General features: G+C 41.0%; 18 protein-coding genes. 1 reads left to right on the forward strand and 17 read right to left on the reverse strand.

Translation table 11 applies throughout. The features are described 5' to 3' along the window. Nucleotides 1-31: 31 nt before the first annotated feature. Together AC0VZ5_RS14200 and proB are read right to left on the reverse strand one after the other, a co-directional pair. Nucleotides 32-1279, reverse strand: coding sequence for a glutamate-5-semialdehyde dehydrogenase (locus AC0VZ5_RS14200; protein WP_010391694.1), 1248 nt, complete (start codon nt 1277-1279; stop codon nt 32-34). After that, entirely contained in the window at nt 1276-2382 is a 1107-nt protein-coding gene (gene proB, locus AC0VZ5_RS14205) for a glutamate 5-kinase (RefSeq protein WP_010391693.1), read from the reverse strand. Before proB ends, AC0VZ5_RS14200 begins: the two co-directional genes overlap by 4 nt. An 864-nt stretch (nt 2383-3246) precedes the next feature. Here proB and AC0VZ5_RS14210 point away from each other — a divergent pair. Further along, entirely contained in the window at nt 3247-5112 is a 1866-nt protein-coding gene (locus tag AC0VZ5_RS14210; protein WP_475473377.1) for a cation:proton antiporter, read from the forward strand. A 43-nt stretch (nt 5113-5155) separates the two neighbouring features. Here AC0VZ5_RS14210 and AC0VZ5_RS14215 read toward each other — a convergent pair whose 3' ends face one another. The 15 genes from AC0VZ5_RS14215 to cutA all read right to left on the reverse strand — a co-directional run bounded on the left by AC0VZ5_RS14215 (nt 5156) and on the right by cutA (nt 20672). Continuing rightward, the gene (locus AC0VZ5_RS14215; protein ID WP_054202658.1) at nt 5156-5794 is read right to left on the reverse strand and encodes a tetratricopeptide repeat protein; all 639 of its coding nucleotides are present in this window, start codon (nt 5792-5794) and stop codon (nt 5156-5158) included. 124 nt (nt 5795-5918) lie between these two features. Next, the gene (locus AC0VZ5_RS14220) at nt 5919-7232 is read right to left on the reverse strand and encodes an adenylosuccinate synthase (protein WP_475473380.1); all 1314 of its coding nucleotides are present in this window, start codon (nt 7230-7232) and stop codon (nt 5919-5921) included. Nucleotides 7233-7440: 208 nt separating this feature from the next. Further along, nucleotides 7441-8319, reverse strand: a complete 879-nt coding sequence (gene hflC, locus AC0VZ5_RS14225) for a protease modulator HflC (RefSeq protein WP_010391687.1) — start codon at nt 8317-8319, stop codon at nt 7441-7443. Nucleotides 8320-8324: 5 nt separating this feature from the next. Continuing rightward, on the reverse strand, nt 8325-9494 hold the full coding sequence (hflK, locus tag AC0VZ5_RS14230) for an FtsH protease activity modulator HflK (protein ID WP_010391686.1): 1170 nt from the start codon (nt 9492-9494) through the stop codon (nt 8325-8327). A 106-nt stretch (nt 9495-9600) separates the two neighbouring features. Then, the gene (hflX, locus tag AC0VZ5_RS14235; protein ID WP_010391685.1) at nt 9601-10884 is read right to left on the reverse strand and encodes a ribosome rescue GTPase HflX; all 1284 of its coding nucleotides are present in this window, start codon (nt 10882-10884) and stop codon (nt 9601-9603) included. A gap of 16 nt (nt 10885-10900) precedes the next feature. After that, nucleotides 10901-11164 (reverse strand): RNA chaperone Hfq, encoded by a 264-nt coding sequence (hfq, locus tag AC0VZ5_RS14240; RefSeq protein WP_008113494.1) that lies wholly within the window; start codon nt 11162-11164, stop codon nt 10901-10903. 81 nt (nt 11165-11245) lie between these two features. Continuing rightward, complete coding sequence (gene miaA / locus AC0VZ5_RS14245; RefSeq protein ID WP_054202670.1) at nt 11246-12163, reverse strand: tRNA (adenosine(37)-N6)-dimethylallyltransferase MiaA; 918 nt, start codon at nt 12161-12163, stop codon at nt 11246-11248. A 10-nt stretch (nt 12164-12173) separates the two neighbouring features. Next, a complete protein-coding gene (mutL, locus tag AC0VZ5_RS14250) occupies nt 12174-14000 on the reverse strand; it encodes a DNA mismatch repair endonuclease MutL (protein WP_475473384.1) in 1827 nt (608 codons plus the stop codon). A gap of 30 nt (nt 14001-14030) precedes the next feature. Next, on the reverse strand, nt 14031-15374 hold the full coding sequence (locus tag AC0VZ5_RS14255; RefSeq protein ID WP_475473386.1) for an N-acetylmuramoyl-L-alanine amidase: 1344 nt from the start codon (nt 15372-15374) through the stop codon (nt 14031-14033). Between the two features lie 28 nt (nt 15375-15402). Beyond that, nucleotides 15403-15870 (reverse strand): tRNA (adenosine(37)-N6)-threonylcarbamoyltransferase complex ATPase subunit type 1 TsaE, encoded by a 468-nt coding sequence (tsaE, locus tag AC0VZ5_RS14260; RefSeq protein WP_021033095.1) that lies wholly within the window; start codon nt 15868-15870, stop codon nt 15403-15405. 126 nt (nt 15871-15996) lie between these two features. Next, nucleotides 15997-17337 carry an acetyl-CoA carboxylase biotin carboxylase subunit gene (gene accC, locus AC0VZ5_RS14265; protein WP_008113500.1) on the reverse strand — a complete coding sequence of 447 codons (1341 nt, stop codon included), beginning with the start codon at nt 17335-17337 and terminating at the stop codon, nt 15997-15999. Nucleotides 17338-17363: 26 nt separating this feature from the next. Beyond that, entirely contained in the window at nt 17364-17831 is a 468-nt protein-coding gene (accB, locus tag AC0VZ5_RS14270; protein ID WP_178956680.1) for an acetyl-CoA carboxylase biotin carboxyl carrier protein, read from the reverse strand. A gap of 33 nt (nt 17832-17864) precedes the next feature. Then, a complete protein-coding gene (gene aroQ, locus AC0VZ5_RS14275) occupies nt 17865-18317 on the reverse strand; it encodes a type II 3-dehydroquinate dehydratase (RefSeq protein WP_475473388.1) in 453 nt (150 codons plus the stop codon). Nucleotides 18318-18546: 229 nt separating this feature from the next. Then, a complete protein-coding gene (locus tag AC0VZ5_RS14280) occupies nt 18547-20352 on the reverse strand; it encodes a protein-disulfide reductase DsbD (RefSeq protein WP_475473390.1) in 1806 nt (601 codons plus the stop codon). Continuing rightward, complete coding sequence (cutA, locus tag AC0VZ5_RS14285; RefSeq protein WP_010391672.1) at nt 20352-20672, reverse strand: divalent-cation tolerance protein CutA; 321 nt, start codon at nt 20670-20672, stop codon at nt 20352-20354. Before cutA ends, AC0VZ5_RS14280 begins: the two co-directional genes overlap by 1 nt. Between the last annotated feature and the right edge of the window lie 41 nt (nt 20673-20713).

The raw sequence follows: 20713 nt of genomic DNA on the forward strand, positions 1-20713 counted from the left end.
GGCATTTTTATTATTTATTGAGTTGGGTTAGTTATTCGCGAACTTGACCAACACCATTAACTAAATATTTTTCAGTGGTTAATGACTCAAGTCCCATAGGGCCATAAGCATGTAACTTAGTCGTTGCAATACCAATCTCTGCACCTAAGCCTAGTTGTGAGCCATCAGAAAAGCGTGATGACGCATTAACCATAACAACCGACGCATCAACACTACGTTGGAATAACTCTGCCGCCGCATCGTCCTTAGTACAGATAACTTCAGTATGATTTGAACCGAATTGAGCAATGTGCTCAACGGCTGCATCAAAACTTGGCACAATACGAATTGCTAACTCTAAGTCTAAGTACTCTTCACCAAATTCGTTATCGGCAAGTACTGTGGCGTTATCAAAATATTCAGCCGCTTTGGCGTCAGCATTAATTTTTACACCTTCTTGACGAAGTACAACTGCACACAAATTTAAAAACTCATCAGCTACATCTTGGTGTACCACTAAACCCTCAAGTGCATTACATACACCAGTACGCTGAGTCTTACCATTAAGCAGTAAATTTAGTGCTACTTCTAAATCAGCATCTTTATCTACATATAAATGACAAACGCCTTTAAAATGCTGAATAACAGGGATTGTGCTGTTTTCAGTAACATAGTTAATTAGGCCTTCACCACCACGAGGGATGATTAAGTCAATGCTATCGCGTTGTTGCATCAATTCCATTAGTAAAGCGCGGTCAGGATCTGGAATTACTGAAATTAGCGCAGTTGGTAAGCCATGTTTTGTAAGCACGCTATGCATTACACTGGCAATGGCTTGTGAGCTTTTCAGCGCTTCTTTACCACCGCGTAAAATAACACCGTTACCTGATTTAAAGCACAATGCACCCGCGTCAGCCGTTACATTAGGGCGCGCTTCATAAATCATACATACTACGCCAAGTGGTACACGCATTTTACGAATTTTAATACCATTTGGGCGTTCAGTAATGTCACGTAACTGACCAACAGGATCATCTAATGAAACAATCACTTCGATACCCTCAGCCATGGCTTCAATACGCTCATCATTCAATGTTAAACGGTCTATCATTGATGCTGCTAAATTATTGTCGCGTGCTGCGCTTAGGTCACTTTCATTTTCTTTGATTATAAATTCTTTTTGCTCTCTTAATGCCGCTGCCATATCGGTTAACACTTTGTTTTTAGTCTCGGTATCGAGTAAAGCAAGTGTATGTGCAGCCTTTGCTGCCTGGCGTGATATATCCGTAATTAAACTCATGACTTCTCCAATAATGCGATATCTTTTTCTGAAATAATTGGTCCAATTGAATCCTGCATTTTTTCGCTGAATTCACTTTGCTCGTTATCTGCAATAAAGTTTAACAAGCAGCTACTGTAATTTGCTGTGGCTTTAGCTAAACGCGTACCATCTTCACTGCGAACTAAGATAGTATCGCCCACAGCAAACTCGCCATGTACTTCTCTGATCTCATCGCCACGTAAGCAACCGTCTTCACCTTCTAATGAGTCATCAAATGACCCTTCAACAACGACTTCCCCCTGCTCATTGGCGGTATGTGTCATCCAGTGAATAGAATCTTGCATTGGTTTTTCATAAGGCAAGAATACGCTACCTGGGTTTTCACCGGCTAGCAAGCGAGTAAAGGTTTCTTCTTTAAAGCCATTAATAATGTAAGTTGCAATACCATGTGAAGTGGCTTTCTCTGCCGCTTCAATCTTGGTTTTCATACCACCTGTACCTACCGCACTGGTAGCACATCCTGCCATAGCATAAATAGAATCATCAATTGATTTTATTTCAGGCAATAATACGGCATCGTCATGCAGATTTGGGTTTTTATCATACAAGCCATCTACATCAGAGAAAATCATTAATGCATCTGCATCAGCGGCTGCTGCAACCATGGCTGATAAATTATCGTTATCACCCACTTTTAAATCATCTGTTGTTACTGCATCATTTTCATTAATGATAGGTAGCACGCCGTGTTCTAGCAATGTAAATACGGTTTCACGGATACTCTGGTAACGCTCACGGTCACGTAAATCACCATGAGTTAATAATAGCTGTGCTGATGGAAAATCAAAGAAACGATCCCACATGGCCATCATTTCTGTTTGCCCTGCTGCAGCCATCGCTTTTTTCATTACCACTGAACGAGGTTGGTCTGATGGAAATAAATGTGAGCCAGCCGCTACAGAACCAGATGAAACTAAAATAACCTCAATTCCGCGTGCGCGACAGCGAACAATAAACTGTGCGATGGTTAATAAATAACGTGAACGACAGCCATCTTGATCGGGTGCAATTAAGGCACTGCCCACTTTAAGTACGATACGTCGCCAATTTAACTTTTGCATAAGTGCTCAACTTTCCATTTAATTTGTATTCATCACATAGATGAATGAAACCAGGTCGCCATGTTTATAAACACAGCGTCGAATTTATTTATCATTGCCCACACTTTTTACACACACGTACACCGTCTCTAAAACTAGCGTTTTAAATTGAGATGCAAAAAATAAATAGTATTAACCCAATAAATAAATCGGATCGTACTAACTAAAAAAATATAAAGTGTTGTTTATGTATCGCTGTAAAAAGCTGTGTGCGGCCTTTTTATTAACAACATACATAGAGCCTCTTAAGTCTGGTACACCAACAGATAGGGTGATGACTTAAGGACCGAGATTTAATCGCCACGATGGGGATTAAATATTGAAAGGTAATAGTTCAACTCAAACTTTTATTTATCTGCATTGAGCAAATAAACACTTTGAGCAAAACCATACCAAAGAGTACGGTAAATGATATTGTGTGTTCAAATATAACAAAACAAAGCAAAAACAATCAGTAAGAGAGTTAAGATGTTTGTATCTAACATATTTAAGTATTTAAACTGCAAACTTTATTAGATAACTAATTATTCGAACACGAAGTATAATACGTTAAAGTAGCTGCTTAGATCAAGGCTAAAATTCAAGCTGAATAGGTCGACACTACTAAAGCTAGTGTTTTTTGTATTAAGTATCATGTGGTTAGACTACTATAAATATGAATTATATAGACTATAAATTTGATAACATTTTAGAAAATGACGTTAACACTAAATAAATAAGTATTATTTATTAGCTAAATTGAATTTACACGTGTATACCCACTGTATTACTGGTAGGTAACAGTTATACTTTTAAACATTATTAATATTAAGGAGTTTTTACTCTATGTCAGCAATTTATATAGCCGGTATTGCATTGTGTTCGGTGCTAGCCCAATGGGTCGCCTGGGCGTTCAGAGTACCCGCTATTCTGTTTTTGTTGCTTACTGGGCTTTTATTAGGGCCGTTTAGTGGCGTATTAGACCCAGATGCCTTATTAGGCGATTTACTTTTTCCTGTGGTGTCTTTAAGCGTTGCTGTGATTTTATTTGAAGGGTCTTTAACACTGCATTTTCGGGAGCTTAAAGGGATCAGTAAAGTCGTAAGAAACCTCTGCTCTATTGGTATGCTTATGACCTGTGTCGTTATTAGCTTAAGTGCCTATTGGTTATTAGAGTTAAATTGGCGAGTCGCAGCAGTGCTTGGCGCTGTGCTTGTTGTAACCGGACCAACGGTTATTGCGCCACTGCTTAACTCAATGCGACCCACTCAAGATATTGACCGTATTTTACGCTGGGAAGGCATAGTCATAGACCCTATTGGCGCTTTATTTGCGGTATTAGTATTTGAAGCTGTGATGTTAGTTGGCCAAGGTGAAGTACTTAGTCACACTATAATTGCACTAGTTAAAACCGTTGGGGTCGGTTTAAGTATTGGTGTGGTTTCGGGTTGGATCACAACGCAACTGATGCGCCGCGAATGGTTGCCATTTGAGCTACATAAATTTGGCATTTTAGCGTTAGTGTTAATTAGTTTTTCGATTTCAAACCATTTAAGTCATGAGTCAGGCTTATTGGCCGTGACTGTATTTGGTATTTGGTTAGCTAATCAAGATGACCTAGAAATAGATTCGGTGCTTGAGTTTAAAGAAGATCTGTCGATGATTTTGATCTCAACCTTGTTTATTTTACTCGCTGCCAGATTACAACTATCTGACTTAATGATGCTCGACAGCGATGTATTTATATTTTTAGCTATTGTGCTATTTATTGCGCGCCCGTTGTGTATTGCTATTTCAACCTTTGGCACCGATTTACCAATGAAGTCTCGCTTGGTGCTGGCTTGGATTGCGCCTCGCGGTATAGTTGCTGCAGCCGTAGGCTCTGTATTTGCGTTAAGTATGATAGAAGCCGGTGTAGCCGATGCTGAGAAAATGGTGCCATTGATATTCACGGTTATTATCGTCACTGTGGTACTGCAAAGCTTAACGGCTATCCCTGTTGCTAAGTTGCTAGGGGTGCGCCAGCCCTCCCCTAATACTATTTTAATTATTGGTGCCAACCATGTATCTCGTGCTATTGCTCGTGGTTTAAAGGAACAAAACATTCCCGTTCACTTATCAGATCCTGCTTGGGAAAACTGTAAAATGGCACGTATGGATGGTTTGCCTTGTTATTACGGTAATCCACAATCTGAGCATGCTGAACGCTATTTACCTTTAACCACTATTCGCAGTGTTTTAGCGCTTTCACCTAATCGTCATCATAACGCATTAGGGGTGCAGTATTTTTCTCATTTATTGAATGAAAAAAATGTATTTTCACTACGCTCATCTTCATCACATGCTAAAGCAAATAAAGACAGCGCGACGTTCTTATCACGACAAATTCTGTTTGGTGAAAACGGAGCATATGCACGCTTAAGCAGCGTTATTGCCAAAGGCGGTAAAGTGAGTGCAACACGAATATCTGAAGAATTTAGCTGGCAGCAGTATTTAGAAATGAACCCTGAAGCAATTCCACTGTTTATTCTCAAAGGGGATAAAGACAGTGATGAAGACGCTCCAGTGAAAATAAGGCCTTTTACTAGTGATATGGAAAAGCCACCACAAGAGGGTGAACGAGTAGTTGCATTGCAACCGCCTAAAATATCGCTATTAAAAGATCCTGCCAATAACAAAGTCAAAGACAAAGACAATAAAAAAGACGAGTAATAACTAAAAAAAGCGAGAGTGCGGCAAAAGCACTCTCGCTTTTTTACATAGGTAAGCGCGCGCGGGTAACGACACTGGCTGGCATTTTTTCAGCAAGTTTAGTTAATGCTCTCTCTATTTTTTTATGTGTCGCTTTATCAGCTACCGTGGTGTTAAACAGCCAACGATAAGCATCTTCGAAATCTCTTGGACTACCATAACCTTGATTAAACAAACCAACTAATCGTAACTGCGCTTTTAAATTGCCTTGCGCTGACGCCTCACGTAAGTAGGTTATTGCCATGGTTTTGTCTTTTTGGACCAACTGCCCAACGTCGTAGTAGCGACCTAGTTGCTCTAATGCAGCCGCTAAGCCCTGCTCAGCCGCTTTTTTCATGTAATACACACCTAAAGCAACGTCGCGCTCAACACACACTTTATAAGCGAGCATATCACCGTATAGGAATTGATATGATGGCAATGCCATTTTATTGGCTCGCGCTTCTATATCTTGCACTAACTGGCAATTATCTGCCTTTACGCGCGCTAGATGAGTGTTCTCATTAATTAAAGCTATTAACTCAGATTCAGTATACAGCGGCACAGCTGCAGGGCTTTCTTCAGCTAAGCTATTGCTTATATTAAATAAAGAAAGTGTAAGTAGTGATAATGACCACACTGAGCAACGAGAAGATAAACGCATATTAACCACTTTAAAAATAAACTTACCAAATAATATACAAAGATCGTTCCACTATTGATAGCGTCACTTTTCTGCAGACATAAAAAAAGCTGCACATGGCAGCTTTTTTTCAACTTAAACCCAATTATGCAAATGGGCTACGAAGTATCATCGTTTCAACACGATCAGGACCTGTAGAGATAATATCAACAGGTACGCCAGTGATTTCTTCAATACGTTTAATGTAATCAATTGCCGCTTTAGGTAAGCCTTCAAGCGATGTTACACCCACTGTATTTTCAGACCAGCCAGGCATTTCTTCGTATACTGGCGTTACTTTATCGTAACCTTCAGCTGCTAATGGCGTCACGTTAGTCACAGTATCATCTTCAAGCTTATAACCAGTACAGATTTTAAGTGTTTCTAAACCATCTAAAACGTCAAGTTTAGTTAAACAAAATCCTGAAATACTGTTGATTTGAACTGCACGGCGCATAGCCACTGCATCTAACCAACCTGTACGACGTAAACGACCTGTAGTAGCACCAAACTCATGGCCTTTGTCACCTAAATGCTTACCGACTGGGTCTTGCTTATCAAGGCCGTCGTAAAGCTCTGTAGGGAAAGGACCTGAACCTACACGTGTTGTGTACGCTTTAATGATACCTAGCACATAATCAAGGTGTAATGGGCCAAAACCCGCACCTGTAGCAACGCCACCAGCGGTGGTGTTTGAAGATGTTACATAAGGGTAAGTACCATGATCGATATCAAGTAGTGTACCTTGAGCACCTTCAAATAAGATGTTGTCACCGGCGTTACGCGTTTGATCTAAAAGCTCAGTTACATCAACTACCATTGCTTTTAAAATATCAGCAACAGCCATTGCATCATCAAACGTTTTTTGGAAGTCAACAGCGTCTACTTTGTAGTAGTTAACTAATGTGAAGTTGTGGTATTCCAATACTTCTTTTAACTTAGTAGCAAATAATTCAGGATTGAATAAATCACCAACACGTAAACCACGACGTGCTACTTTATCTTCGTACGCTGGACCGATACCACGACCCGTTGTACCGATTGGTTTATCGCCACGCGCAGTTTCGCGAGCTACATCTAATGCAACATGGAAAGGCAATATTAGCGGACATGCTTCACTGATTAAAAGACGTTCACGTACAGGTACGCCACGCTCTTCAAGCATGCCAATTTCTTTCATTAGCGCTTCTGGTGATAAAACAACACCATTACCAATCACACATTTAACATTGTCACGTAATACACCCGATGGAATAAGGTGTAGAACTGTCTTTTCACCGTCGATCACTAAAGTATGGCCTGCGTTATGACCACCTTGATAACGAACTACTAAAGATGCTTTATCTGTAAGGAGGTCAACTACCTTACCCTTACCTTCGTCACCCCATTGGGTGCCTAGTACAACAACGTTTTTACCCATTGCAAATTCACTTAGAGAAAATTAGGACGAGATTTTACCAGAAAACTAAAGCAATGTTCACCCCGTTTAGCTTATTTTTTCCTCGTGCGGGTAGTAAACATCAGTGTTTCGTTAATAATCACATAAATAACAGTCATTTATAAACTTAAAAATCAGATAACAAAAAGCCCTGCAATTGCAGGGCTTTCAAGTTTAACTAAAGCTATGATTACTGAGCTTTCGCGCCTTTCATGTATTGGAAGAAGTCGCTATCCGGTGATAACACCATCACGTCTTGCTTTCCTTTGAAAGTTTGCTTGTAAGCTTCTAAAGAGCGAACAAAGCTAAAGAATTCAGGGTCTTTATTATAAGCACTAGCGTAAATCGCAGCAGCGTCAGCATCACCTTGACCACGAACAGAACGAGCATTACGTTCGGCGTCGGCAAGCATTACTGTTACGCGACGGTCAACGCCTGCACGAATTGTTTCTGCTTTTTCCTGACCTTCAGAGCGGTGTTCTTTAGCAACTGCAGTACGCTCAGCGCGCATACGTTGGTAAATAGAGCTACTCACCTCTTGTGGTAAGTTAATTTGCTTAACACGCACATCAAGTACTTCAATACCCAGCTCACTAGCACTTTCAGATGCTTGTACTAACGCTTCTTCCATCAGCTCGCTACGCTCACCAGATACAATTTCACGAATAGTACGCGTACCAAAGTTAGTACGTAGGCCATTATTTACTTTTTGCTTAAGCAGTGTTTCAGCGTATTGCTTGTCACCACGTGCACGCAGGTAAAAAGAACTAAAATCGTTTACGCGCCATTTTACAAACGAATCAACGATTAAGTCTTTTTTCTCGCTAGTTACAAAGCGATCTGGTGTGCCATCTAGTGTTTGAATACGTGCATCAATACGACGTACTTGGCTAAAAAATGGGACTTTTAAGTGTAAACCCGGGCCATAAACTACAGCTTCATCATCGCTGTCTTTTTGCACTTTACTAAATAAAAGTACAATCGCCTTTTGCCCTTCAGAGACCACGAACACCGACGAAAAAGACATCACAATGGCGGCTAATAGGATTACTAAACTAAAGTTTTTCATTGCTCTTATCTCCCGTCGTTAAAGCGATCATTGTTAAAGCGATCGTTACCACTATTAACAGTGCTGTTGCGTGACGTATTTACCTTGTTACGTAAATCGTTTATATCGCTTGAGCTAGGTAAAGCAATACGTGTTGATGAACCCTGTTTTTCCATGATTTTATCAAGTGGTAGGTACATCATGTTGTTGCCACCTTTAACATCAACCAACACTTTAGAGCTATTACCTAGCACTTCTTGCATCGTGTCTATGTATAAACGCTCACGTGTTACTTCTTTAGCTGCTTGGTATTCTGGAAGTAATTTCTCAAAACGAGCCACTTCACCTTGCGCTTCTAAAGTAATACGTTCTTGGTAACCTTCAGCTTCTTGCGTCATACGAGTCACTTGACCACGCGCACGCGGTTCAATTTCACGGGCATACGCTTCTGCTTCACGAATAAAGCGTTGCTCATCCTCTTGGGCCGCAATTGCATCGTCAAACGCATCTTTAACTTCCATTGGTGGACGAGAGTCCTTGAAGTTAACGTCAGTTACGATTAAACCTAAGTTATAAGGTTCAATGATTTGATTTAGCTCATCCCAAGTATTTTGACGTACAACTTCACGGCCGTTTGTCAGTACTTGGTCCATTTTTGAATGGCCAACAACATAACGCAGCGCACTATCTAATGCTTCTTCAAGGCTGCTGTCAGCGTTAGTGACACTAAACTTATACAAGTAAGGGTCGATTACTCGATATTGTACTTCAAATTCAACGCTTACTACGTTTTCATCTTCGGTTAGCATAAAACCTGATGCTGATAACGAGCGAACAGCTTCGATATCGACTGGAATAACCGTTTCAACAAAGGTCATTTTCCAACGCAAGCCAGGATCTGCAATTCGGTCAAACTTACCAAATTGAAGAACGACGCCGCGCTCAGCTTCTTTCACCGTATAAATACCGCTTAACGCCCATACAATTGCAGCGATAATAAGTACAAATGAAATACCGGCTCCGCCAAGTCCACCGCCGCTACCATTGCCGGATTTTTTACCGCCAAATAAGCCGTTAAACTTGTTACTGAATTTACGGAACACCTCGTCTAAATCAGGTGGGCCTTGATCACGTCCGCCTTTGTTATTCCACGGATCTTTGTCATTGCCATTATTACCCGGTTCATTCCAGGCCATAGCTATACTCCATTGTTATCTAAATAAATTCGGAAATTGTGTTAAATCTAACAAATCTTCTGCGTTTCTTATACTAAAACCGACATTAATCTTGCAGTTTTTAATCTCAGCTAATAAAACTTTCAATTTCAGGACCAAAATCTTTAATTAAACGGTTCCACTCAATCATAGGCAATCGTACATCAAGCAACCAATTACCTTGTTCATCAAACCGCTCATTGTGTACTGCACTTAAATTAAATAGTGATGCTCTTAAACGCCCATATTGTGGTGCGAGTAATAACGTTTCATTAAGCATTTGCTTAGCGAGTAAATCGCTAATAGCTTCACTGAGTAATTCACAGCCTTCGCCAGTTTTTGCAGATAGCCATACCCTTATAGGTTGGCCCTCGTCATCACGATCAATACGTGGCGTTACCTCATCCAGCGCATCAATTTTGTTATAAACTAATAACTGCGGTACCTCGTCGGCTTCAATTTCTTTGAGGACTTCTTGTACCTGTTCAATATTTTCTTTTCGGCGAGGATCAGCTACATCTATCACATGCAGTTGTAAATCGGCTTCACGCGTCTCGGTCAGAGTTGCTTTAAATGCAGCTACCAAATCATGCGGTAAGTGTCGAATAAACCCTACAGTATCGGCTAAAATAACAGAACCTACATCACCAATATCGAGTTTACGCAGTGTTGGATCTAGTGTGGCGAATAGCTGATCGGCTGCATATACATCTGAATCGGTAATATAATTAAACAGTGTTGATTTTCCGGCATTAGTGTAACCCACCAGCGACACTGTTGGAATTTCATTGCGCGTACGAGCACGTCGACCTTGCTCACGCTGTACAGCCACTTTCGCTAGTCGTGCACGAATATTTTTAATACGTGCGCGCAATAAACGTCGATCGGTTTCTAGCTGCGTTTCACCCGGACCACGTAAGCCTATCCCCCCTTTTTGGCGCTCAAGGTGGGTCCAACCACGAATTAAACGTGTAGACATGTGACGAAGCTGCGCCAACTCAACCTGAAGCTTACCTTCATGAGTACGGGCACGCTGAGCAAAAATATCAAGAATAAGTGTTGTTCTATCAAGTACCCGACATTGGCAAACACGCTCTAAATTGCGTTCTTGAGACGGACTCAACTGATGGTTAAAAATGACAACATCGGCATTGTGGATTTTGACAATTTCAGCTATTTCTTCCGCTTTGCCGGTACCGACAAATAGCTTGGGATGTGGTGCTTGACGGCTGCCTTGCACAACCGCCAAACTACTAACACCAGCAGAAGATACCAACATTTCTAATTCATGAAGATCTTCGCGATCCCCATCTTTAGGTAGGTCGATATGGACTAAAATTGCCTGTTCGCCAGATTCATAGCGGTCAAACAAGCATTACGCTCCTAATTTAAAAGTTTCCTGGTTCAGTTTCTTCAGTGTCTTCATTTCCCTGTACACCTTGGAAGTTGACTGCGCGTGCAGGTACAACTGTTGAAATTGCATGTTTATACACCATTTGATTAACAGTGTTTTCCAGTAAAATTACAAATTGGTCAAATGACTGAATTTTACCTTGTAATTTTATGCCATTTACCAAAAAGATTGATACTGGAATGCGCTCGCGGCGTAATGCATTTAAAAATGGGTCTTGTAACGATTGGCCTTTTGCCATGTTATTATTCCTTCGTTCTAGGTGTTATTATAATTAAGTGGCTGAACTAATTTAATAAAGCTAAATTTTGTCCAGCTACTACTAGCTTAGCGAACTTACTACACGATGCAAGTTTTCTTCATCACCGGTTGTTAACCACGTAACGTCAGGCCAACTTCTTAACCACGTTAATTGACGCTTAGCCAATTGACGAGTGGCAGCAATACCGCGAAAAACCATTTCATCATGGTCTATTTCACCCGCAAGGTAATCCCACATCTGTCTATAACCTACACAACGAATAGAAGGCATATTGGGATGTAAATCCTCACGTAGATATAGGGTCGAAACTTCTTTTTCAAACCCCTGTTCAATCATTATTTTAAACCTTTCTGCAATTCGCTGATGTAACTCTTTACGATCATCTGGAGCAATAGCAAATTGATGAAAAGTATAAGGTAAAGGTGGCTGTTTTTGCTTTTGCAATTCAGTCATTGTTTTACCTGTTATACGGTAAACCTCTAAAGCGCGATTAATTCGTTGTGAATCATTTTCACTCATCTTTTTCGCAGCTTGTGGATCTACTTTTAATAGCTCTTGATATAAATGTGGCCAACCGTACTGTTTCGCCTGTACTTCAAGCTCAGCTCTTATCTGCTCATCAGCCTCTGGTAGAGGGGATAATCCATCAATAAGGGCTTTAAAGTACATCATTGTACCTCCAACCAGTACAGGCACTTTACCTTGTTGATGAAATTTATCAATTTTTTCTATCGCATCGCGTCTAAAATCAGCTACTGAATAGGTTTCGCTTGGGTCGAGTAAGTCAATTAGGTGATGGGGTGCACGTGCTAGTTCGTCGGCATCCGGTTTAGCGGTACCAATATCCATACCTTTATAAACCAGTGCCGAATCAACGCTGATAATTTCAGTATTTAAATGCTCACACAGTGAAATTGCCAATGCTGTTTTACCAGCAGCTGTGGGGCCCATTAAAAATATGACCGGTAAATTACTCAACACGAATACCCTAATTAAATTGCGCTAGATAAGACTTTAGATCTATTTTAACTGCTTTTTCACGTAAACGTTCAATTGTTTGCGCATTATTTTGTAAGCGAGTTTGCTGTACTGCAAAAGCTTTACTGGCATAGAACCGTGTAGGTATTACATTTACCTGCCACGCTAGCCACTGTTCAATACTTTCTAACTGAGCTTTACACCCATCAAGTAAGGCATCGACTGCGGCACTCACGTCAAGTAAGTACAAGCAAACAGGCAACCTCTTAACCATAACAAATTGTTTTTCAATTAAAAGTTCAAAGCCAAGCAAAGTAAACCATGATTGTTGCGTAGCCAGCAGTTCGATATCTTGTTTTGAGACATTGACCCGTACGGGTAATAACAATGCTTTGCCCTCAAGGCTGCCTTGCTCTTTAATTTGTGCAAGCCAATCATCCGCTAGCGCATATTTAAAGTGTGAACAATAAAGTTGGTTTTCATCATTAAATACACAAGCGCCCTGTTCAATGGTTATTATATCGACAGTACGAAGCGCTGTATCTGATACTTGAGTCTCATCTGATTGCACAAATGGTGCTGGATTATCAAAGTGATGTGCTTGCTGCTCACTCACACCTTGATAAAACGCATTTACGTCATGGTAATTTCGACTTTCAGCACGTTGTTGATTACCTGCACCTTGAGTTGCACCACTATAAGTTGTGCTATGCGCTGAAGATGACCGACTAGGCTGTAATGACGACTTAGGGTAATCAAACGGTTCACTACTGGTAGTAGTGTGTGCATTAAATGCAGCCACTGGTGGGCTATTATCATTAGCTTCACTGGAGCTTGAAAACTCAGCTTGCGGGGGCACAACAACTTGTTTTATCGCTTGCAAAATGAAGTCGTGTACTAAGCGCCCTTGATGAAAGCGCACCTCATGTTTAGCAGGGTGTACGTTCACATCTACTTGACGTGGATCTATATCAATATAAATCACAAACCCGGGTAACTCTTGCTCACCGCTGACTTCTTCAAATGCTTGGCGAATAGCGTGCAAAATAAGTTTATCGCGCATCATACGATTATTTACATAGGTGTACTGTGTGGTATTGGCCGAGCCAACCGGCAGCACCCAGCCATGTAGTTGCAGCCCTGCTTCACCTGATTGAATATGCAGTCCCTGTTCTGCAAACGCTTTACCCGCAACTTGGGCAACTCGTGTAATCGCTTGAGCAGGATCGGTTTTAGCGCGATACTGCCGCACCACTTTTTCGTTATGGGTTAACGTAATTGATACGTCAAAGCGACTCAGCGCAATCCGCTTTATAAGCTCATCAATATGGCTAAACTCAGTTTTTTCGGTACGTAAAAACTTACGCCGTGCTGGGGTATTAAAAAATAAATCTTTTACTTCAATTGTGGTACCGCTGGGATGTGCCACAGGCTTTACCTCTACGGCCATATCTCTGCCTTGTGCAAAGGCTTGCCAAGCGGCTTCTTGCTGTTCGGGCTTAGAGCTTAAGGTTAAGCGAGATACCGAGCTAATAGACGCGAGAGCTTCGCCTCTAAAGCCTAAAGAGCAAATATTTTCTAAGTCATCGAGCGACTTTAGTTTACTGGTAGCATGGCGAGAAAGCGCTAATGTGAGCTCCTCTTTTGCAATGCCTGAACCATTATCACGAATTCGAATCAGCTTATGACCACCGCGTTCAATATCTATTTGAATACGTGTCGCACCTGCATCTAGGCTATTTTCTACTAACTCTTTAACCACCGACGCGGGACGCTCAACAACTTCACCCGCCGCAATTTGGTTTGCCAAGCGCGCAGGTAATATTTCAATACTCATAAAAACCTTAAATGTTGTGCGCTTTTAAAATTAACTCTGAGGAATATCAAGTTCCTGGCCAATAAATAGCGTATTTGAACTGAGCTTATTAACCTGTTTTATTTTACTAATACTAACCCCATATCGACCTGCCAACATGCTCAGTGACTCACCAGGACGTACTTTATGTTTTGTTGGGTATTGAGACTTTAATGACGCAAACAGTGAGTCGTCAGGCGGGTTACGTAAATAGTAATTTTTAATTGAGGTAAACATGGCTTTAGCTAAGCGCTCTTGATGATTGGCACTTTTAAGCAGTCGCTCTTCACGTGGATTAGAGATAAACCCAGTTTCAACCAAAATAGACGGAATATCTGGCGACTTTAATACTGCAAGGCTGGCATGTTGCGGCTCTTTTTTATGAAGTTTAGCCACCTTTCGTAGCTCTTTAACTACTTCCTCAGCCACGTTTAAGCCGGTTTTCATGGAGTGATCCATCGACATATCAAGCAAGGCTTGCGCTAAGTACTTTTCATTTGCAGCATCTTTAATTACATCGGCAGCACCGCCAAGTAACTCAGAGTGTTTTTCTTTATCCTCAATCCATTTACCAATTTCTGAATTGGCACGTCGCAGCGACAACACCCATACAGAAGCACCATTGGGTCCCGGACTGGTAAACGCATCTGCATGAATAGAGACAAAAAAGTCTGCTTTTTTCTGACGTGCGCGGTTGGTACGTGTATTGAGTTTTACAAAGTAATCGCCACTGCGAACCATACGCGAAATCATGCCTCGCTCAGCATCAATCATCCGCTCTAAACGCTTGGCAATTTGCAGTGTAATGTCTTTTTCGTAAGTGCCTGACGGGCCAATGGATCCAGGGTCTTCACCGCCATGCCCTGCATCAATAGCAATTACAATATCGCGTTCTTGGCTTAATTGGCGTTTTTTAGCCGCCGTTTGCGCAGGGCTAACCGCCCCTTTTGATTCGCTTTTGTCGTATAAGTCGACCACCAACCTGTTTTTATAAGGGCCTGTGGGAGCTAGTGCAAATATAACCGGTTTAACTGGCCCATTTAATTCAAACACTAAACGCACGCTGTGTTTATTTTTAGGTTTCGAGTAACGTAACTTACTAACAATTTGGTGTTTTGGTGGCACACCTGGCAATGTTTTCAACTCATCAGTGTTTTCTAAATCAACCACTAAACGGCTTGGATTTTTTAGCATAAAGTAGCTGAAATCGGGTTTATCGTCGAGATCAAACACCACCCGGGTGCTATCAGGGGATGGCCAGACACGCACACTATTAATAGTGTTTTGCGCCCACAATGGCAAGCTCACTGTAAAAACCATGAGGTAAATAAAAAGTTTAACTAAACCACGACTCATTTTGATAATCACTGCCTTAACTATTTTATTATCTATTATTTAGTTTTTTGACAATTGCTACACCACGCTCACTCGCACTGTTAATAACAATTTTACGCTCATCACCTACATAACTTAGCGTAGCATTTAGATCGGGAACAGGAATAAATTCTCCGCCTTTTTCCGGCCACTCAACTATACAAGTTGCCGTTTCTGAAAAATAATCGCGAATCCCCATAAATTCAAGCTCTTCTGGGTCACCTAATCGATATAAGTCAAAATGATAAACATTGCCACGCACAAGCTCGTAGGGTTCGACAAGTGTATAGGTGGGACTTTTAACCTTACCTGTATGACCAAAACCTTGCACTATACCGCGAGTAAATGTCGTTTTACCGGCCCCTAAGTCACCATGCAAATAAATAACTGCGCCCTGCTCTATTATGGCAGCTAATTTATTACCCATAGCAACAGTGGCATTTTCATCGACTAAATGAAAATTAAAACTACACGACATGATTACCTCAAAATTTACGAAAAGCGCATATTTGTTAATCATACCAGATTATTTATTTAAGGTGATACTGCCTCTTTTTTAAAGATAAAAAAACCGGCTTAAGCCGGTTTTTAATTAGCATGGACTTTACAGTCCTAATTTCTTCTCAAGGTAGTGGATATTTGTGCCACCATTTTTGAAGTTTTCATCTGCAAGAATACGTTTATGCAGTGGCGTATTGGTTTTAATACCATCGATAACGAGTTCATTAAGTGCATTACGTGCTCGGGCGATAGCGACATCACGGTTTTCACCGTAAGTGATCAGCTTACCAATCATAGAATCGTAATGTGGAGGAACGGTGTAGTCAGCGTAAATATGACTGTCCCAACGAATACCTAAACCACCAGCTGGATGAAAACGGGTAATTTTACCTGGCGATGGAATAAAGGTTTCTGGGTCTTCAGCATTAATACGACACTCAATAGCATGGCCACGAATAACCACATCTTCTTGAGTGAATGACAAAGGCTGACCAGCGGCAATTTTTAACTGCTCTTTGATTAAATCAACACCGGTAACCATTTCAGTTACAGGGTGCTCAACCTGAATACGGGTATTCATTTCAATGAAGTAAAATTCACCGTTCTCGTATAAGAACTCAAACGTACCCGCACCACGATAACCAATTTCAATACATGCGCGAGTACAACGCTCACCAATGAACTTACGTACTTCTGCAGTAATCCCTGGTGCTGGTGCTTCTTCAACTACTTTTTGGTGACGACGTTGCATTGAACAATCACGCTCACCTAGATGAACCGCGTTACCTTGACCATCGGCCAATACTTGTACTTCGATGTGGCGTGGGTTTTCAAGGAATTTCTCCATGTAAACCATGCTGTTGCCAAAGAACTGTTTCGCTTCTTGTTGGGTTAGAGCAATTGAATTGATTAACTCAGCTTCGTTGCGAACAACACGCATACCACGGCCACCGCCACCGCCAGCTGCTTTAATAATTACCGGGTAACCAATACGCTTAGCAATTTGCATGTTGCGTTCTTTATCATCCGATACCGGACCATCAGAGCCAGGTACACAAGGAACACCCGCTTTACGCATCGCTTCGATTGCCGATACTTTATCGCCCATTAGACGAATAGTATCGCCACGAGGACCGATAAATACAAAGCCACTTTGCTCAACTTGGTCTGCAAAGTCTGCATTTTCAGCAAGAAAACCATAACCTGGGTGGATAGCGACTGCATCAGTAATTTCTGCTGCGGCAATAATGCGTGGGATGTCTAAGTAACTTTCAGTTGCTGCTGGTTTACCAATACAGATGGTTTCATCTGCTAGTAATACGTGCTTAAGATCGCGATCCGCCGTTGAATGCACAGCAACCGTTTTGATCCCAAGCTCTTTGCAGGCGCGCAATATACGAAGTGCAATTTCACCTCGGTTTGCAATGACTACTTTATCTAACATGAGAGTTGGCCTTTTACGTTGCGCTATTATTCAATGATGAATAAAGGTTGATCAAATTCTACTGGCTCGCCGTTTTCTACTAAGATAGCTTTTACTGTACCGGCTTTATCTGACTCAATTTGGTTCATCATTTTCATTGCTTCAACGATACATAGCGTGTCGCCAACTTTAACCTGAGAGCCCACTTCAACATATGCTGGTGCTTCTGGAGAAGCTGCTGCGTAAAAAGAACCTACCATAGGTGATTTAACTTGATGACCTGTAGGGCCTGCAGATGCTTCAGACTCTACGGCTGCAGGTGCTGATGGTGCAGTCGCGGCTGGAGCAGGTGCTGCTGGGGCGTATTGTTGAGGTGCGAATTGCGCGTACGCAGGACCGGCACTCATGTTATTACGGTTAATACGTACTGATTCTTCACCTTCAGTGATTTCTAGTTCTGCAATACCTGATTCTTCTACTAATTCAATTAGTTTTTTGATCTTGCGAATATCCATAAACGGCCCGCCTATTAGTTTGTTAGTTTAAATTTAGTTTGAGTTTTGCAATCGGCTGACTGCTGCATAAAAAGCAGCGTGATAACCCATTGCACCTAATCCACAAATAACGCCTTGCGCCACATCAGAAAAATAAGAATGATGGCGAAACGTTTCACGTGCATGCACATTACTTAAGTGCACTTCAAAAAACGGAATATCAACGCTTAGCAATGCATCACGTAATGCGACGCTTGTGTGCGTAAATGCTGCAGGGTTAATTATTATGTAATCAACCGCTTGCCAAGCATCATGAATGCGTTCAATGAGCGCTTGTTCACTATTACTTTGAAAATGCGTTAACTCCACACCTAAACTATTTGCAGCGCTGTTTAACTCGCTCACAATATGCTCTAAAGAATGCGAACCGTACTTATCAGGTTCACGCTTTCCTAGCATGTTTAAATTTGGGCCATTTATAACTAAAATCTTTAATTTTGCAGCCATAATACGCGATATATCCTATAAGTAATGAGTTAAGCGGTTACCAACTAGTTTTTCTCTAAAAAGTAAGCAGAAAAAAGTAAGATAGCAACAATTTCTCACGTTAACCAACTATTATAGTGATTTCGAAGTAAATAGCAGCAAAATACTGGTCTAATCTCTATTTTGGGGACTATCTTAAGGGGAGAATAGTGGCACAACATTACCAATCATGTTATGCCATAAAGAATGGTTATTCAGCGCTGGCACGCACTGCAGCTAGGTGCTTAGCAAAATCATCTGCATTTAAAAAGCCAGTTACACGTTGTGTACTTAACTCTTCACCTTGAGTATTGAAGAATAAAATACTCGGTAAACCAAACACTGAATATGCTTCCATTAGCTCAATTGTTTCATTATCGCTTTGGGTTAAGTCAATTTGAATCAGTTGATAATGACTAAACTCACTTTGCACTTGCGGGTCAGGAAATGTGTAATGCTCAAACTCTTTACACGCTACACACCAGTCAGCGTATAAGTCCACCATTACCATACGACCCTCACTATTTGCTTGTGAAACTGCTTGCTTCAACTCGGCTAAGTTAGCAACGTGCTTAAACTCATTGCTTTGCGTGGTTGTTTGCAAGCTCACGTTTTGTATTGGCCAAAAATAATTTTTGGTTAAATTAAAGCCCGTAAGCACTAATAAAACAGCCATAAACCACAATAAGGTTTTTAATTTACCTTGTGCTTGGGCGCTTTGCCAATGATGAAAATAAAGCGCTGTGGCGATAGCTAATAGACCTGCTAATAGTAAAATTATCTCGATATCGATAATTCGCTCTAACAAAATAAGTGGCACAACTAACATAATAAAACCAAATAAGGTTTTAACTTGTTCCATCCATCCGCCAGCTTTCGGTAATAACTTACCTCCCGATGTACCAAGGAGTAACAACGGTAAACCCATTCCTAGGCTAAGTACATAAAGCGTTAGTCCACCCACTAAGTAATCGCCGCTTTGTGCCACAAATAATAATGCGGCTGATAAAGGCGCAGTGGTACAAGGTGATGCAATAAGCCCTGATAAAACCCCCATCAGGAATACTCCAATGTAGTTACCGCCTTTTTGATTGTTACTCACTTGGGTTAGCTTGTTCATCATGCCGCTGGGTAACTTTATTTCGTACCAACCGAACATCGACATAGCCAACAACACAAACAATAAACTAAAACTTATCAATACATATGGGTGCTGTAAGTAACCTTGTACTTGGCCGCCTAATGCAGCAACCACTAACCCCAATGCGGCATAGGTAACCGCCATACCTTGAATATAAACAAATGATAGGGCAAATGCTTTTTTGGTAGACAGGTTCTTTTGACCCGCAATTAAGCTAGATAAAATAGGAAACATCGGAAATACACAGGGTGTAAATGCCAAACCTACGCCCACAGCAAAAAATATAGCTAAATTAACCATTAAGCTTTGGCTGGCTAACTGCTCTGTAAAGGTGAGCTCTTTCTCGGGTGTTGCTGTAGTAACAGGTTTTTCTACAGGTTGGCTAAGTGCCGCAAATGCACTACTTGCTGCTGTATTTTCATTAGTATTAGCTTCACTTGCCAGTACACTTAATGGAATGCTGATGATTTCAGGTGGATAACACAGCCCTGCTTTTGCACAACCTTGATAACGCACCTTAACAACGCCATCTTCACTGACATTACTCAACTTGCTAATAACGCTGATAGAATTAAAAAACACCTCAGTTTTGCCAAAAAACTCATCTTCAATTATTTCACCAGAGCCCAACTCAGGCACGTCAATGCTGGCACCTTTGGCAATAATTTCTATTTTGTCTTTATATAGATAATAGTCATCAGCGATATCCCAACCAACAAATAACGTACTGCCTTGCTGGTCAAAATCAAATACAAACGCTTCATTGACTGGTAAAAATGTATGCTGAGTAGGTTTGAGAAAATCTTCAAGGGTATTTTGTGTTGCCCAAGCAGGCGCCATTAAAACACTTAATAAAAAAAATAAAATAAAGCGCATTAATGAAGTACCTCATCCATCCAATTAAAGTAAGCCAAGTTCCCCGTTGCCACATCAACAACTTGTATTTCTGGTACTTCGTAGCTGTGAAGATCTTTTAAGGTTAAAAATACATCGTTCATTTTGTCAGCTTTGGTTTTAATTAGTAGCTTCACTTCTGTTGCTTCAGCTACTTCACCTTCCCATATGTAAATAGAACTCATGGCCGGTAAAATATTTACACAAGCGGCTAGTTTCTTTTCTATTAGCGCCATAGCCAATAAACGGGCTTCATCGTTATCTTTGCAAGTGGTAAAAATAAGTTTAAATTGCGTTGTCATAGTGAACCTTTACTTGTTTATGGGGGTCTAGCCCCATAGTA

It is taken from the genome of Pseudoalteromonas sp. QJM3NY_12, assembly GCF_056173165.1.

What these genes read in the sequence shown, in the direction of transcription:
- AC0VZ5_RS14200 (WP_010391694.1), bottom strand. Translation starts at nt 1,279, where the DNA reads ATGAGTTTAATTACGGATATATCACGCCAGGCAGCAAAGGCTGCACAT.
- proB (WP_010391693.1), bottom strand. Translation starts at nt 2,382, where the DNA reads ATGCAAAAGTTAAATTGGCGACGTATCGTACTTAAAGTGGGCAGTGCC.
- AC0VZ5_RS14210 (WP_475473377.1), top strand. Translation starts at nt 3,247, where the DNA reads ATGTCAGCAATTTATATAGCCGGTATTGCATTGTGTTCGGTGCTAGCC.
- AC0VZ5_RS14215 (WP_054202658.1), bottom strand. Translation starts at nt 5,794, where the DNA reads ATGCGTTTATCTTCTCGTTGCTCAGTGTGGTCATTATCACTACTTACA.
- AC0VZ5_RS14220 (WP_475473380.1), bottom strand. Translation starts at nt 7,232, where the DNA reads ATGGGTAAAAACGTTGTTGTACTAGGCACCCAATGGGGTGACGAAGGT.
- hflC (WP_010391687.1), bottom strand. Translation starts at nt 8,319, where the DNA reads ATGAAAAACTTTAGTTTAGTAATCCTATTAGCCGCCATTGTGATGTCT.
- hflK (WP_010391686.1), bottom strand. Translation starts at nt 9,494, where the DNA reads ATGGCCTGGAATGAACCGGGTAATAATGGCAATGACAAAGATCCGTGG.
- hfq (WP_008113494.1), bottom strand. Translation starts at nt 11,164, where the DNA reads ATGGCAAAAGGCCAATCGTTACAAGACCCATTTTTAAATGCATTACGC.
- mutL (WP_475473384.1), bottom strand. Translation starts at nt 14,000, where the DNA reads ATGAGTATTGAAATATTACCTGCGCGCTTGGCAAACCAAATTGCGGCG.
- AC0VZ5_RS14255 (WP_475473386.1), bottom strand. Translation starts at nt 15,374, where the DNA reads ATGAGTCGTGGTTTAGTTAAACTTTTTATTTACCTCATGGTTTTTACA.
- tsaE (WP_021033095.1), bottom strand. Translation starts at nt 15,870, where the DNA reads ATGTCGTGTAGTTTTAATTTTCATTTAGTCGATGAAAATGCCACTGTT.
- accC (WP_008113500.1), bottom strand. Translation starts at nt 17,337, where the DNA reads ATGTTAGATAAAGTAGTCATTGCAAACCGAGGTGAAATTGCACTTCGT.
- accB (WP_178956680.1), bottom strand. Translation starts at nt 17,831, where the DNA reads ATGGATATTCGCAAGATCAAAAAACTAATTGAATTAGTAGAAGAATCA.
- aroQ (WP_475473388.1), bottom strand. Translation starts at nt 18,317, where the DNA reads ATGGCTGCAAAATTAAAGATTTTAGTTATAAATGGCCCAAATTTAAAC.
- AC0VZ5_RS14280 (WP_475473390.1), bottom strand. Translation starts at nt 20,352, where the DNA reads ATGCGCTTTATTTTATTTTTTTTATTAAGTGTTTTAATGGCGCCTGCT.
- cutA (WP_010391672.1), bottom strand. Translation starts at nt 20,672, where the DNA reads ATGACAACGCAATTTAAACTTATTTTTACCACTTGCAAAGATAACGAT.